We start from the raw sequence: 14,258 nt of genomic DNA, 5'->3' as shown, positions 1-14,258 counted from the left end.
GGGCGGGTGAAATCAGAAAATGCTCTTCCCTGCCCCCCGGAAGAACCCCGGACGATCGGGTCCGGAACCGCGAGAACGACGTCTCGCCATGCCGGGCGACCGGCACAGGAGAGGCGTCCCGTTTTCCGAAGACCCTCCGGCCGTCGAATTTTCGTTTCCTTCCCCACCGGATATTCGACGGCGCCGGTATCGCCGCGCCGGGAATCGGCTTCAGGGAGTACGGGCCGGGCCTATGCCGTTCAGAACGGTGGTGACCAGGTCCTCGACGAACCCGGGTGGGACCTCCAGGGCGGTCGCCGCGCCACCGCCGAACAGGTGGGGCAGGACCAGCTCGTGGCAGGCGCCAATGATCATGGTTGCGGCGGCCTCGGCGTCGGCCTCCGGGGCCAGGCGGCCGAGGTCTCGTTCGGCGCGCAGGTACGCGGCCAGGTCCGCGCGCAGTCCCCGGCCGCCCGCCGTCGGGTTGGGCAGGTTCGCGAACCGGAGGAGAACCTCCGGGCGGCCGACCAGGCCCGCGAAGGAGGGCAGGATCGCGGCGTGCAGCGCCAGCCCCTGGGTGACGTAGGCGCGCAGGTTGTCCTCGACGGTGCCGCTTCCGGCCCTGGTGGGCCGCTCGCCCAGCCCGCGCTCGACGCTCCGGACGTGAGCGTGCAGGGCGAGCGCGAGCAGCTCCTCCTTGCCCTCGAAGTGGTTGTACAGCACACCGTCGGCGACCCGGGCCTCGCGGGCGATGTCTCGCACGGTGAGCCCCGCGGTGCCGCGCCGGGCCATGAGGCGTACGGCGGCGGCGACCAGGTGCTCGCGCAGGCTCTGATCGCCCTCGCCGTCACGCAGGGCCGCTGCTTTTCTCGGGGACATCACATCGCATCGTAGTGACCGCTGGGAACGGATGATCGTTCAAGGCGCGCTCCGGGGTGGGTGACGGTCAGGGGCGGGTGGCGGTGATCAGCCAGGCGGCGCCGCGCAGTCGTACGGCGTCGGGCTCCTCGTAGGGCCGCAGTGCCGCCGTGAGCGCGTCGAGGGCTCGGGCCGCGGCGTCCTCGCCGACCTGGCCGAGGGTGAAGCGGACGGGACCCCACGCTCCGAGGAAACCGGCCGCGTCGACGGCGTCCCTGCCCCACACCTGGGGCGCGTCGACCGGCGTGGAGGTCACCTTCTCGAAGCCCGCGCCGGTGAGCACCTCGCGGACGCGGACCGGGTCGGCCAGCGACTCCGGACCGGCCGACGACTCCGGACCGGCGGAACCGGGCCCGGCCGGGGTGGGGCTCGGCGGCAGGTGCTCGGCCATCGCCGCGAAGACGATGTCCAGGTCGTTGTCCGCCATTCTCCGCAGGGACAGGACGGCCAGTCGCCCGCCCGGTCGCAGCGCGCGGCCGATGTTGGCGAACGCGGCGACCGGATCGGCGAAGAACATGATCCCGAACCGGCTCACGGCCACGTCGAAGCCCGAGGCGGGGAAGGGGTGGATCTGGGCGTCGCCCTCCTCGAACGCCACGTTGGCGACCCCCTCCTCGGCCGCACTGGCACGCGCCCGCCGCAGCATCGGCGCCGACAGGTCGATCCCGGTGGCCCGCCCGAGTCGCGCCCGCCCGGCGGCGAGGCGCGTCACCTGCCCGTTGCCGCATCCGACGTCGAGCACGCGGTCCCGGTCACCGATGGCGGCCGCCGCGAGCAGGTGGTCGTTGAACCCGCTGTTCACGGCGTCGTACCGGGCCTGGTGATCGGCCCAGTGGCTCCCTTCGTAGCCGTTCCACGCTTCCGCCTGCTCGGTGTTGACGATGGAAAGCATCGAGTCCCTCCCGTGGAGTCCAGGACGTCCCGAACGGCTCCCCGGCTCCGGATCGCGACATCCCTGCTATGAACGCTTGTTCATGAATGCTCGTTCATGATGAGGACACCGGACGGGAGATGTCAATTCCCGACCCGCCGTACGCCCCCGGGGGTACGGCGGGTCAGGGGTTCAGGACGCGGGCTTCTCGTCGGTCCAGCCGGCTTCGAGGATGGTCTGGGAGTGCCACACCGTGCCCGGCTCGAATCCAGCCTGCAGGCCACCCGGCCGTACCACGACGCTGTCCCTGGCCAGCGCGGTGCCGGTCGCCTCGTCGAAGATCAGGCGGTTCCGCAGGACTCCCTCGGGGCCCTTGGCGTCCGCCTTCCCCCTGACCCGCTCCTCGATGGCGACCGCGCTGCCGGTGCGGCCCTCCGCGTCGGTGACGTCGCGGGAGACCTCGGCGGTCTTGAGGTCGGCCAGCATCCGGAAGGCGGCGCCGCGCACCCGCGGGGTGACCGGCATCTCGGTGATCAGCCCGATCGCGACGGAGAACAGCCAGGCGTCCGACGACATCGGGGTGTCCGCCTCGGTGCCGGTCCCCTTGTACGCGCGCAGCAGCCACGCCTTGAGAGCGCCGGGGTCGTCGGGCAGGCCACGCAGGTCCTTCATGGTGACGTTGCGGCCCAGCCAGAACACCTTGTCCCCGTCGACGAGCGGGGAGCGGTCGTCCTTCGCCTCTCCCGGTTCGGTCGAGACGACGTACCCGCCGTATCCGCCGCTCCCCTGCTTGCCGGGGACCTCGACCTTGATCCTGGTCGGCGAACCGGCCCGCCGCCAGGCCGCCTCGTCGTCCGGGCTCGCGGGCCGCGCCCCGAGTGACCGCGTACGGAACCACTGCTCCCCGCCGGTCGCGAGCGGGGTCCAGCCCTCGTTCCTCGCCAGCTCGACGACGGTGTAGTCCCCGTCTGCCGCCTCGGACAACATCCGGGTCACCGACGCGGTGTGCCAGTAGGCGCCGGTCGTGTCCGGCTGGCGGGCGGCCCCGTGGGCGGCGGCGAGCAGGATGGACCGGCTGGAGAGCTCGACCCGCGAGGCGGAGGCCGTCGGGCTGGAACTCGCCGAGCTGGAACTCGCCGGGCCGGAGGCCGTCGAACCGGGGACTTCCGGGCCGGAGATCGCCAGGTCCGGGTTCGGGCGGGCGGGGGACGCGTCCGGGACCGTGCCGCCGGTGGCGGAGATCGTGACGGCGACCGCGGTCACGGCCGCGGCGGCCCCGGCGAGGCCGAGGCCCCACCCCGGGCGGACGACCCCGCGCCTGGCCGGTGCTCTCCGGGGCCCCGCCATGGCGCGGGAGAGCTCGGCGGCCCGGGTACGCGGATCGACCGGGGTGTCCCCCAGGTGCCCGGGGCGTGCGGCCCGCAGCTGATCGATGGGGTTCATGACCACTCCTCGCTGAGGTTCCTCATCCGGGGTCCGGGGTACGCGGCGGTGTCCATCTCCCGCTTGAGCCGCTTGCGCGCGCGGTGGAGCCGTACCCGGAACGCGGTCGGGGAGCAGCCGACGACCCGCGCCGCGTCGCGGGGGGAGAGCCCCTGCCAGGCGGTGAGGATCAGGAGCTCCCGGTCGTCCTCCGACAGCTCCGTCAGCGCCTTGAGCACGCTGAGCCGCTCCGCGACCTGCTCGGCGACGTCGTCCTCGATCCAGGTCCGCAGCTCGGCGCTGATCGCGTCGCGCCGGACCTCCGCCCGGACGTTGTCGCGCAGCACGTTGCGGGCCACCCCGAGGAGCCACGGCAGGGCCGGCTCCGGCACGTCCTCCAGCCGCCGCCAGGCGATCGCGAACGTCTCGCTCACCACCTCGTCCGCCACCTGCCGTCCCGCCCTGCTGACCACGTAGGCCCAGACACGCTGCCGGCACTCGTCGTACATGCTGGTGAACCGCTGCGAGTCGTCCGTCACCGCCCGCCCCCTTCGTGTCGGATGTGTTGTTCTGACACCGGGAAATGGCCGGGGCCCCTCGTTTGTTACCTGCCTTCTTCACGAGAAATGGTACGAAACATCACAAATCAGGAATCGCCCCTGTCCGGGACCGGGGCGGCGGGCCCCTGAGGACCGCCCTCCGGCGTGTCAGCACCTCGTCCCCGCCGAGGGGAGCACGCGGTCGGTGAAGTAGCGGTCGATGTGGGCGCGGGCGCAGGGGTTGAAACCGTAGAGCGTGTGGCCGGGTCCCTCGTGGCGGACGGTGACGCTGCCCGGCACCTGCCCGAGCACCCGCTGGACGGCGTCGGACTCGCCCCAGGCGCCCGCGCCGAGCATGGGCGGCAGGCCCTTCGGCAACGGGGCGGGCGGGTTGGTCACCTTCACCGGCCAGCCGACGCAGCCGAGGGTCCCGGTCGCCAGGGTGTTGGCGGTTCCCGCGTTGGGCGCGACCTTACGCAGCCGGGCGATCATCGCCTCCAACTCGGCGCGGCCGGCGGGACGGGGCCAGTCGACGCACTCGGTGACGCCGGTCGACTGGTCGGGGTAGCGGGCGCCGCGCTCGGGCACGAAGCCGGAGGCGTCACCGCCGGCGGCCGCGCGGATGTCCCGCGCCAGCTCCGGCCACGCCCCGGCGCCGCCCCTGGCCGCGCTCACCGCGAAGGCCTGCAGGTCGCGTCCGTCGTACGCGATCCCGGCCTTTCTCGCGGGGATCGGCGCGCGGTCGGCCCCGGCGACCAGCTTGCGCCACCTCGCGGGCACGTCGCGGCACTTCCCGGCGGCGGCGCACCAGTCGAAGAAGCGGCCGAGGGCCTCCTCGTTGCTCCGGGCCATCGCCTCCATCTCTCCGGCCCAGTCGGCGGCGCTGTGGTTCCACGTGCCGTCGAGCACCATCGTGCGCACCTGGCCGGGGAAGAGGCGGGCGTAGTCCTGCCCGTAGAACCCGGCGTAGGAGGCGCCGTAGAAGTTGAGCTTCGCGCCGCCGAGCGCCTTCCTGATCGCCTCCATGTCCCTGGCGTTGTCGGCCGAGCTCATGTTGGCGAAGAACTCGGGATCCTGGTTGCGGCAGGCCTCGGCGTAGCCTCGGTTGGTGTCGGAGAGCCGCCCGAAGTCGGCGTCGTCCTCGGGGAACGGGGGCAGCGGGACGCGTGTCCAGGTGCACGGCAGGCCGGTGCTCAGGCCGCGGAACTGCTCGCCGTAGCCCCGGGTGTCCCAGGTGACGATGTCCATGCGCTCACGGAGCCCGTTCCACGAGTTCTGGGACTGGGTGATCGCGATCCCCGGCCCGCCGGGGCCGCCGTAGGCGATCAGGACGGAGCCCTCGGAGGTGCCGGTCGCCTTCAGGCGGCCCAGCTTCAGGGTGATCTCGCGCCCGTCGGGCTTCTGCCAGTCGACGGGGACCCGCAGGTCGGCGCACTCCATCCCGATCTTGTCACCCGGGCAGGCGCTCCAGTCGAGGGGGTCTGTCTTCGGCGCCTGTACGCCCGAGCCGAGGAGCGTCAGGGCGATGGCGATTGACGTCAGCATGACGGCCACGATCTCCGACCGGCTGGCCCGGCCACATCGGATCCCGGTCTGATTCCGGAGACGGCGAATCAGACCGGGGGATGTCATCCCGCGAGGGTTCACGCCTCCCGGCCGGTGAAGGCGAGGGCTCAGGCCTCCCAGCCGGCGGGAGCTCAGGCCTCCCAGCCGGCGGGGGCTCAGGCCTCCCGGCCGGCGGGGGCTCAGGCCTCCCGGTCGGCGAAGGCGAGGCCGCGTTCGGCGAGGGCCTCGCGCAGGAGGCGGACGGCCTTGGGGCCCACGCCGTGCAGCCGCAGGAGCTCCCGCTCGGTCAGGGAGGCCACCTGGGCGAGCGTCGTGTAACCGGCCTCGGCCAGGGCCCCGCGCGCGGGACGCCCGATGTTGGCGGGGATGTCGACGAGGACGTCGTCCGAGTGCGGGGTCGTCATGATGCCTCCTTACGGAACGGGCGGCCGGGCGCCCGGCGGTGCGGGGAACCCCTCGCCACGGGGAACCCCTCGGCTCGGAGAATCCCTGGCGCGGGAACACCCCGTCACGGGAATCCGGCTTCGTGGGAGTCCGGCTTCGCGGGAACACGCGGCGCGGTGGCGCAAGTCTCGCATCCCCCCACGACAGAATCGGCGGGACGGGACGGGACGGGACAGCGCCGGGTGGCCACCGACACTCACGTGACCTCGGGAAGGCCGGTCCCCGCCGGGAACCGGAGCCGGGTTTGTCAGATCTCCTTGAGGAAACCGGCGTCTACCGCGAAGTCCGCTCCGGTGGTGCTCGCCGAGCGCGGCGAGACGAGCAGGGCGACCACGTCGGCGACCTCCCGCGGCTCGACGAGACGGCCGGTGGTGAGCCTCATCATCTCCACCGCGACGCTGTCCAGCACGGTGTCGCGATCGGTTCCCGCCTGCGCGGCGATGATGTCGGCCGCGCCGCCCTCCTCGGTCCACCACGCCGTCCGGACGGGCCCCGGTGACACGGTGTTCACCCGGATCCCCTGCGGCGCGAACTCCTCCGACAGCGCCTTGGTGAGATTGCTCAGGCCCGCCTTGGCCGCGTTGTAGTCGACGTTCATGGGGGCCGGCAGCCGGGCGCCGCCCGAGGAAACGTTGACGATCGCGCCGCCGCCCCGCCGGAGCATCACCGGGACGGCGGCACGGACGGCCCGTACGACCGAGAACAGGTTGAACTCGAACATCGCCCGCCAGTCGTCGTCCGTGGGGGTGAGGAACGAGAAGCGCGGCAGGGCCGCGCCGGGCGGCGGGCCACCGGCGTTGTTCACCAGGATGTCCAGCCCGCCGAACGTCTCCACGGCCCGCGCCACGACCAGGGCAGGCGCCTCGGGGTCGGTCAGGTCCGCCGGTACGTGGAGAAGGTCGGCGCCGCCGAGCGCGTCCAGCTCCGGGGTGCTCCTGCGCGAGGCGGCCACGACACGGGCCCCCTCGTCGAGCAGGGTACGGGTGACGGCCAGGCCGATGCCCTTGGAGGCACCGGTGACGACCGCGACACGGCCGGAAAGCTGCAGGTCCATGGAGTAGCCCTCTCGTCGTCGGGCCCCGTACGGAGGCGGGGGCCCTGCACGCGAGCAAAGCTATGGCGGGCACGCGATCCCGGGCTGGCAGGATTCAGACCGGCAATTCCGGCCGGATTCGGACCTCTCATCCGGCGTCCGGACGGGTGCTCATACCCGCCCGGACGCTCACACCCGGCGAACGCGGCGCCGCGGCAAGGGCTCCCGCCGCGGCGCGCGCTCGTTCGTCAGCTCGCGTAGGCCTCCAGCTCGAAGATGCGGGCCGCGGTGTCGCTGTCGTTGGTCGGGGTGATGACGTTGAGCCGGACGTACCGGGCGGTGACGGGTGTGATGGTGTGGGTGGTGACGTTGGCGGTGTTGCCCCGGGCGCTCACGACGTTCGTCCAGGTGGTGCCGTTGGTACTGACCTGGAGGTCGAAGTCGCGGGTGTTCCAGGCGGTCTTCTCGCCGCCCGCGCCGGAGTGGCGCAGCACGAACCGTCCCACCTGCGTGTTCGACTGCAGGTCGACCTGGAGCCACTTGCCGGCGCCCAGCGCGCACCACTTGTCGGAGTTCCCGGCCGTCCAGCTGCCGTTGACGGCCTTGGCGGGAGCCTCGTTGGCCGCGCACTGGTTGCTCGCGGTGGCGGGCTTGTTCAGCGCGAGGTTGGTGACCGGCTGCGTCGTCTCGGGGACGTACAGGCGGATGTCGGTCAGGCTCGCGCTGCCCTCGTAGACGTTGGTGTAGAGGTCGCCGATCACGAAGTAGTCGGGGTACTGGGACCCGGCCGGCCACTGGTTCGGCCACGACGCGCTGCCGTTCACGTCGTTCTGGACGAGGGTGGCGTTGTAGCGGCCGTCGTACTCCTCGGGCTTGACGTTGTAGTGCCAGATCGGCGCGTTGTTGACGATGAAGGGACGGTGGAAGCGGATCGTCTTCTGCCCGACCCTGGCGAAGTTGCCGCTCGCCTCCAGGACGTAGCCGGTGGCGTCGCGCTCGATGGCGAAGGTGTAGGACTGGTTGGGCATCAGCTCGGGCTGGAGCTCGGCCGCCGACGACAGCTGCTGCTCGGCCACGCCGCCGGAGCAGCTCGTCATGAACCACTGGGAGTTGCCCGCGAGGCCGCCGGGTCCCGGCGTCCAGTTGGGCAGGCCGCTGATCCACATGTTGACCGTGTTGAAGTTGCCGTCGCGGTAGTTGTAGTACTGGTTGGTGTTGGAGTTGCAGACCCGCCCGCCGGTGCCGCCGCCGACCCGGTCGGGGTGCTGGGAGAAGGAGTCCATCAGCACCTTGCGGCGATAGTGCCAGAAGTGGTTGTTCCTCGGCGCGGGGTTGGCGAAGTCCACGATCGACATGAAGTGGAAGCCGTTGTAGCCGTACGGGCCCGACCGCACGTCCTGCCACTCGCAGTAGGGCGCCGCGGCGTTGCCGCTCCAGCCGGGGCTCCGGGAACCCTCGCCCCACGGGTGCTGGGTCTTGCATCCCTGGGTGCCGTAGCCGTTGACCTTGCCGTCGTACTCGATCGAGCCGTTCCGCTTGCCGCCGAAGTCGATGGTCTTGAGCTTGTACTCGACGCGATACTGGTCGGGCAGCTTGTTGGTGGGCCGGAAGATCGCCCCGCCGGTGTGGTCGGGCACGTTCAGCACCGCCGCCGGAGCGCCGCCCACCGTCGCGGTGGTGATCGACGGCGGCGACTCGATGACGCCGTCCTTGTTCCAGTCACGGGCCGAGAGCGAGGCCGTCAGCCAGCCGCCCTGGCCGACCGGGAACTCCTTGCGGTAGGTGGCGAAGGAGTTGAACGCGGTGGTCCAGGCGGGCCCGTAGTCGTTGCGGTACCACTGGCCCGAGTCGTCCATGATCGTGTCGAACGGGGTGGTGTGGTTCTCCCTCACCCATGGCGCGTTGCCCGTGTTGATGGGAGACGAGAAGTTCTCCGAGTGCAGCAGGGTCCAGGCGGCGGCGCTCTTCGCCGCGCCCGCCTTGCTCTCCGCGCCCGCCTTGGCCTGCGCTTTCGGAGTGGCCGGGGTGCTCTGGCTGCTCTGAGTGCTCGGGGTGCTCGGGGTGCTCGGACTGCTCTGAGTGCTCGGGGCGCTCGGACCGGGATTACGGGTCCCGGCCGGTGCGGCGGCGGTCTCGCCTGTCGCGGGGGTGCTGACCCCGAACGAGGTGAGTGCCACGACGGTCGTGGTGACCGCGGCGAGGGCCGCCTTGCGCGCGGCCCCTCTGACGTTTCTTCGCATGGGTTACGTGCCTTTCACTCGACGAGTAAGGCGTTGCTCGTGCCTGAACGCGACCCGCGCCCTCGCGGGTGTTCGCACCTCCGTTCCGGTGCCGGGCGACCAGGGGTGGCGTCGCCGACCGCCACCCCGCCGCCGTTCACGACCGGCCGTGCTCCACGGGCCGTCCCCCCGGACGGCCCGGGGTCAGAAGCCGCCCTTCGGGTCGAGGAACTCGGCCGCGTTGTCCTTGGTCACCCTCGGGGAGGGCACCACGGTGTCCTTCTCGACCTTGGCGCCGCCCAGGATCTCGACCGCCCGGTCCAGCCCCTTGGCGCCGATGATGTCCGCGTCGTTCAGGCCGGTCACCAGGTAGTTGGTCCCGTCGAGGATCGCCTTGAGCGCCTCGGCCTGGCCGTCGACGCCCGCGATGACGATCTGCTCGGACTTGCCCGCGTCCGCGATGGCTCGCTGCGCGCCCAGGCACATCGCGTCGTTCTCGCAGAACACCGCGACGAGGTCGGGGTTGGTCGCCAGCAGGCTCTCCATCACGGTCAGGCCGCCGTCGGAGCCCCAGTTGCCGAAGTCGGGGGCCTCGACGAGCGTGATGCCCGCGGTGCTCCCGAGCACCGACTTCACGCCCTCGGTACGGGCCAGACCGATGCTGTTGTCGGCGGGGCCGCCCTTGATGATCGCGACCTTGCCGCCCTTGGGCAGCTTCTCGGCGAGGAACTGGCCGTTCTGTACGCCGATCGCCTTGTTGTCCGGGCCGATCCAGCTGGTGTACTCGCCGGTCTGGAACTTGCGGTCCACCAGGACCACGGGCTTGTTCGCCGTCTTGGCCGCGTTGAGCGCCGCGGGCGCCGACTCCAGCGGGCCGCCGGAGATGATGATGGCGTCGACGTTCTTGCTCAGCAGGTCCTCGACGTTGGAGGCGAGCTTGGCCGCGTCGCCGTTGGCGTCGGTGCTGATGATCTCGATCTTGCCCTTCTTCTTGGCCTGGGCGGCGATCGCCTTGTCCATGCCGCTGAAGTAGGGGCCGCTCAGCATGAAGTTGGCGACGCCGATCGTGTAGGAGCCGTCGCCGGAGGCGGAGGCGGCGGTGGTGGGCTCGCTCCCGCTGGAGGAACAGGAGGCGAGGCTGAGGGCGAGAAGGCCGGTGGCCAGCAGGCCACTGAATTTTCTGACGTTCATTTCGGTATACCTCGGGGGGTGTCGTGGAGCGGGTACGTCAGGCACGCGCCTGGTTGGCGCGCTGGACGAGGATGACGGCGATGATGATCAGTCCCTTGAGCACCTGTTGCCAGAAGCTCTGCACGCCGTACAGGTTGAGGAGGTTGTTGATCAGTACGAGGACCAGGACGCCGCCGAAGGTGGCCCTCGCCGATCCGCGCCCGCCCGCCAGGCTCGCCCCGCCGATCACGCACGCGGCGATCGCGTCGAGCTCGAAGGCGACCCCGACGCTCGGCTGGGCGATGCCCACCCGGCTGGCCAGGATGACGCCCGCCAGACCGGCGCACGCGCCGCTGATCGTGTAGGCGAGGATCACGTGCCTGCGCACGTTGATGCCCGCGAGCCGCACGGCCTCGGCGTTGCCGCCGATCGCGACGATGGAGCGACCAGCCGGGAAGCGCGTCAGGAACAGGCCGCCCGCGAGGAACACGGCCAGCATGATCACGGTGCTCAGCGGGACGGGGCCGAGCATCGCCGAGCCGAGCGTGAGGAACGCCGGGTCCTCGGGGGTGATCGGCACCTCGGAGTAGACGAACGCCAGACCCCTGATCGTGGTCAGCGCCGCCAGGGTCACCACGAAGGGCGCCAGCCCGAACCGGGCCACCAGCACGCCGTTCACCAGCCCGAACCCGATCCCGCAGGCGATGCCCGCGAACGTCGCCATCGGGATGGGCAGGTCGGAGACGAGCCCGGCGGTGACGATGCCGGAGAAGGCCACCACCGACCCGACCGACAGGTCGATGCCGCCGGTGAGGATCACCACGAGCATGCCGTACGCCAGCAGGCCGGTGGTGACCATCTGCTTGAGCAGGTTGGTGAGGTTGGTCGGGGTGAGGAAGGTATCGGAGGTGAGCGCCGCCACCGCGACGAGCGCCACGATGAGCGTGACGAACGCGACCTGCGCGGTGAGGTCCCGGCCTGCCAGGACCAGCCTGGGGAACCTGCCGTAAGCCGGGGCCGCCGGGGCTGGGGTTGTACGGGTCATGCCGTGAGTCCGATCGAGTGGGCGAGGATCTCGTCCTCCGTGGTCTGGTCCGAGCGCAGGTCACCGGTGATGCGCCCCTGGTTCATCACGAGCACCCGGTCGGTGGCGCCGAGCACCTCCGTCAGGTCCGAGGAGATGAGCAGGACGGCGAGCCCCTGCCGGGCGAGGTCGTCGATCATCCGGTAGATGTCGACCCTGGCCGCCATGTCCACGCCGCGGGTCGGCTCGTCGAGGATGAGCACGCGCGGCTCGGCCAGCAGCCACTTGGCGAGCACGGCCTTCTGCTGGTTGCCGCCGCTGAGGTTGACCACCGGCATCGAGGCGCACCCCGGGGGCTGGATGCCCAGCCGGTCGATCATGTCGGTGACGTTCCTGCGCCTGAGGCCCGTGTCGATCAGCGGGCCCCGGGTGGCCGAGTACAGGGTCGTGAGCGTGATGTTGTCGAGCACGCTCATACCGAGCACCAGGCCGGTGCGCTTGCGGTCCTCGGTGACGAGCGCGAGCCCGGCCGCGATGGCCTCGGCCGGCGTACGGAACCCGACGGCACCGGACCGTCCGCGCGCCCGGTCGATGGAAACGGCCCCGGACGCAGACCCGGACCCGGACGCAGACGCGGACCCGGACGCAGACGCGGACCCGGACGCAGACGCGGACCCGGACGCAGACGCGGAACCAGCCCCGGAGTGGACGACCCGCACCTCGCCCGCGGAGGCGGGTTCGGCGCCGAAGACGCATCGGGCCAGCTCGCTGCGGCCGGAGCCGACCAGGCCGAACAGCCCGACGATCTCCCCCGAGCGTACGGAGAACGAGACGTCCTCGAACTCGCCCCCGCGCGTGAGCCCGGAGACGCTGAGCCGTATCTCACCGTGCCCGGTACGCCGGTCGGGGTAGATCTGTTCGAGGCGGCGGCCCGCCATGAGGCGGATCAGCTCGTTCTCGTCCGTGCGGGCGGGCTCGGTCGTCTCGACGATCCTGCCGTCCTTGATCACCACGATCGAGGTGGCCAGCTCCAGGACCTCCGCGAGCCGGTGGGAGACATAGACGATCAGCACGCCGCGCTCCTGCAACCGCCTGATCAGCGCGAACAGCGACTCCAGGTCGCTTCCGGCCAGCACCGCCGAGGGCTCGTCGAGCACCAGCACGCGCGGCTCGTCCACCAGCGCCTTGGCGATCTCCACCATCTGCTGCCTGGCCACCGTGAGGCGGCCCGCGACGGTACGCGGGTCGATCGCGCCGAAGCCGATGCCCTCCAGCAGCTCCCCGGCGCGCGCGTGCGCCGCCGCCCAGTCGATGAGCCCGCCGCGTTTCCTGGGGAAGTGCCCCATCAGCAGGTTCTCGGTGACCGACAGCTGGGGTACCAGCGTCAGCTCCTGGTAGACGGTGCGGATGCCCCGGGCGTGCGCGTCGTGCGGCGAGCGCAGCTCGACCCGTTCGCCGTCCATCCACATCTCGCCCGCGCTCATGGGCTGGGCACCGGCGAGGATCCTGATCAGGGTCGACTTTCCGGCTCCGTTCGCGCCGACCACGGCGAGGACCTCGCCGGGGTGGCCCAGGAGGTCCACCCCGTGCAGCACCTCGACGCCGCCGTAGTCCTTGCGGACGCCCCGGAGCTCCAGGCTCATCCGAACGCCTCCATGACGACGACCGTCTTCTGCCGGGTGAAGTCGAGGACGGTCTCGTGCAGGCCCTCGCGGTAGCCGCCGGTGTCCTTGGTACCGCCGAACGGCAGGTTCTCGGCGCGCAGCGCGGTCGAGCCGTTGACGACGACCCCGCCGACGTCGAGGCGCCGCGCGATGGTGAACGCCCGCGAGACGTCCCGGGTGAAGACCGCCGCGTGCAGGCCGTACGGGGACTCGTTGGCCATCCGCACCGCGTCGAGGGGGTCGGAGAAGCGGGCGACGGGCGCCACCGGGCCGAAGATCTCCTCGGCGAAGGTGGGACTCGTGGCGGGCACGTCGACCAGCACGACCGGGTCGACGAACGCGCCGCGCCTGCCGCCCCCGGCGGCGAGCCTGGCGCCCTCCCCGACGAGCCTGCCGACGGCGGCCTCGACCCGCTCGGCGGCCTCCTCGGCGATGAGGGGGCCGACGTCGGTCTCCTCCAGCAGCTGGTCGCCGACGGCGAGCTTCGCGGTCTGGCCGAGCAGGGACTCGACGAAGGCGTCGTGGATGCCGTCCTGTACGTAGACGCGCTTGACCGCGCAGCAGATCTGCCCGTTCCCCCTGGCCAGGCGGCCGAGGACGACGGCGCGGGCGGCCTCCTCTGCGTCGGCGTCGTCGCAGACGATGAGCGCGTCGTTCCCGCCGAGCTCCAGGAAGACCTTCTTCAGGGTCGCGGCCCCGAGGCGGGCGAGCTCGCGGCCCGCCGCGGTGCTGCCGGTGAGGCTCACCGCCGCGATCCCCGGAAGCTGCGCCAGCGCCTGGGAGACCGGGACGCCCCCGGTGACCAGCTGGTGGGCGTGGGCGGGCGCCCCGGCCCGCTCGACGAGCTCGGCCACCCTGACCAGGGACAGCGGGCAGCGGGCGGGCGGCTGGACGACGACGGCGTTGCCCGCGGCGAGGGCCGCGGCCGCCTTGTGCGCGTACAGCTCGACCGGGTAGTTGAACGGGACCAGCGCCGCGACGACGCCGAGGGGTTCGCGCATCGTCACCGCGAGGTGCCGCTCCAGGCCGGGTACGGCGTCGAGCGGGATCTGGCGGCCGAAGAGCCTGGTGGCCTCACCCGCGTACCCGCGGAAGATCCGGATCGCGGCGTCGACCTCGCCGCGGGTCTGCTGCACGGGCTTGCCGTTCTCGGCGGCGAGCAGCGTGGCGAGCTCCACCCGCTCGGCCTCGATCAGGTCGGCGACCCGGCGCAGGAGGTCCGCGCGCTCGTGGGCGGGCATGGCCGCCATCGCCCGCTGGCCCTCCTGGGCGGCCTCGACCACCGCGGCCACCCGCTCCGCGCTCACCGCCTCCACCTCCCCGAGTTGCTCGCCGGTGCCGGGGTTGCGGACGGTGATGACGGAGGCGTCCGGCGAGGTGACAGCGGACATTCGTTGCACTTCCTTCCA

At 71.8% G+C, this 14,258-nt stretch carries 12 protein-coding genes; all 12 read right to left on the bottom strand.

Translation table 11 applies throughout. The features are described from left to right. Positions 1 to 210 precede the first annotated feature (210 nt). The gene (locus ACFYWM_RS33030; RefSeq protein WP_389921847.1) at positions 211 to 858 is read right to left on the bottom strand and encodes a TetR/AcrR family transcriptional regulator; all 648 of its coding nucleotides are present in this window, start codon (positions 856 to 858) and stop codon (positions 211 to 213) included. 67 nt (positions 859 to 925) lie between these two features. Continuing rightward, a complete protein-coding gene (locus ACFYWM_RS33025; RefSeq protein ID WP_389921845.1) occupies positions 926 to 1,789 on the bottom strand; it encodes a class I SAM-dependent methyltransferase in 864 nt (287 codons plus the stop codon). Between the two features lie 171 nt (positions 1,790 to 1,960). After that, on the bottom strand, positions 1,961 to 3,211 hold the full coding sequence (locus ACFYWM_RS33020) for a CU044_5270 family protein (protein WP_389921842.1): 1,251 nt from the start codon (positions 3,209 to 3,211) through the stop codon (positions 1,961 to 1,963). Continuing rightward, the gene (locus ACFYWM_RS33015; protein WP_389921839.1) at positions 3,208 to 3,729 is read right to left on the bottom strand and encodes an RNA polymerase sigma factor; all 522 of its coding nucleotides are present in this window, start codon (positions 3,727 to 3,729) and stop codon (positions 3,208 to 3,210) included. The genes ACFYWM_RS33020 and ACFYWM_RS33015 overlap by 4 nt, the downstream gene beginning before the upstream one ends. A 168-nt stretch (positions 3,730 to 3,897) precedes the next feature. Further along, positions 3,898 to 5,274 carry an alpha/beta fold hydrolase gene (locus tag ACFYWM_RS33010; protein WP_389921836.1) on the bottom strand — a complete coding sequence of 459 codons (1,377 nt, stop codon included), beginning with the start codon at positions 5,272 to 5,274 and terminating at the stop codon, positions 3,898 to 3,900. A gap of 200 nt (positions 5,275 to 5,474) precedes the next feature. Further along, positions 5,475 to 5,699, bottom strand: a complete 225-nt coding sequence (locus ACFYWM_RS33005) for a helix-hairpin-helix domain-containing protein (RefSeq protein ID WP_389921833.1) — start codon at positions 5,697 to 5,699, stop codon at positions 5,475 to 5,477. A 287-nt stretch (positions 5,700 to 5,986) separates the two neighbouring features. Then, the gene (locus tag ACFYWM_RS33000) at positions 5,987 to 6,793 is read right to left on the bottom strand and encodes an SDR family NAD(P)-dependent oxidoreductase (RefSeq protein WP_389921830.1); all 807 of its coding nucleotides are present in this window, start codon (positions 6,791 to 6,793) and stop codon (positions 5,987 to 5,989) included. A gap of 227 nt (positions 6,794 to 7,020) precedes the next feature. Next, a complete protein-coding gene (locus ACFYWM_RS32995; RefSeq protein WP_389921828.1) occupies positions 7,021 to 9,012 on the bottom strand; it encodes a discoidin domain-containing protein in 1,992 nt (663 codons plus the stop codon). A gap of 183 nt (positions 9,013 to 9,195) precedes the next feature. After that, positions 9,196 to 10,182, bottom strand: coding sequence for a substrate-binding domain-containing protein (locus ACFYWM_RS32990; protein ID WP_389921826.1), 987 nt, complete (start codon positions 10,180 to 10,182; stop codon positions 9,196 to 9,198). Between the two features lie 37 nt (positions 10,183 to 10,219). Then, complete coding sequence (locus ACFYWM_RS32985; protein WP_389921824.1) at positions 10,220 to 11,206, bottom strand: ABC transporter permease; 987 nt, start codon at positions 11,204 to 11,206, stop codon at positions 10,220 to 10,222. Further along, positions 11,203 to 12,828 (bottom strand): sugar ABC transporter ATP-binding protein, encoded by a 1,626-nt coding sequence (locus tag ACFYWM_RS32980; protein WP_389921821.1) that lies wholly within the window; start codon positions 12,826 to 12,828, stop codon positions 11,203 to 11,205. The genes ACFYWM_RS32985 and ACFYWM_RS32980 overlap by 4 nt, the downstream gene beginning before the upstream one ends. Next, positions 12,825 to 14,240, bottom strand: coding sequence for an aldehyde dehydrogenase family protein (locus tag ACFYWM_RS32975; RefSeq protein ID WP_389921818.1), 1,416 nt, complete (start codon positions 14,238 to 14,240; stop codon positions 12,825 to 12,827). The genes ACFYWM_RS32980 and ACFYWM_RS32975 overlap by 4 nt, the downstream gene beginning before the upstream one ends. Positions 14,241 to 14,258 lie beyond the last annotated feature (18 nt).

This window comes from Streptosporangium sp. NPDC002721, from assembly GCF_042888905.1.
Taxonomy (GTDB): Bacteria; Actinomycetota; Actinomycetes; order Streptosporangiales; family Streptosporangiaceae; genus Streptosporangium.
This window is presented reverse-complemented; position numbering and strand designations above follow the sequence as displayed.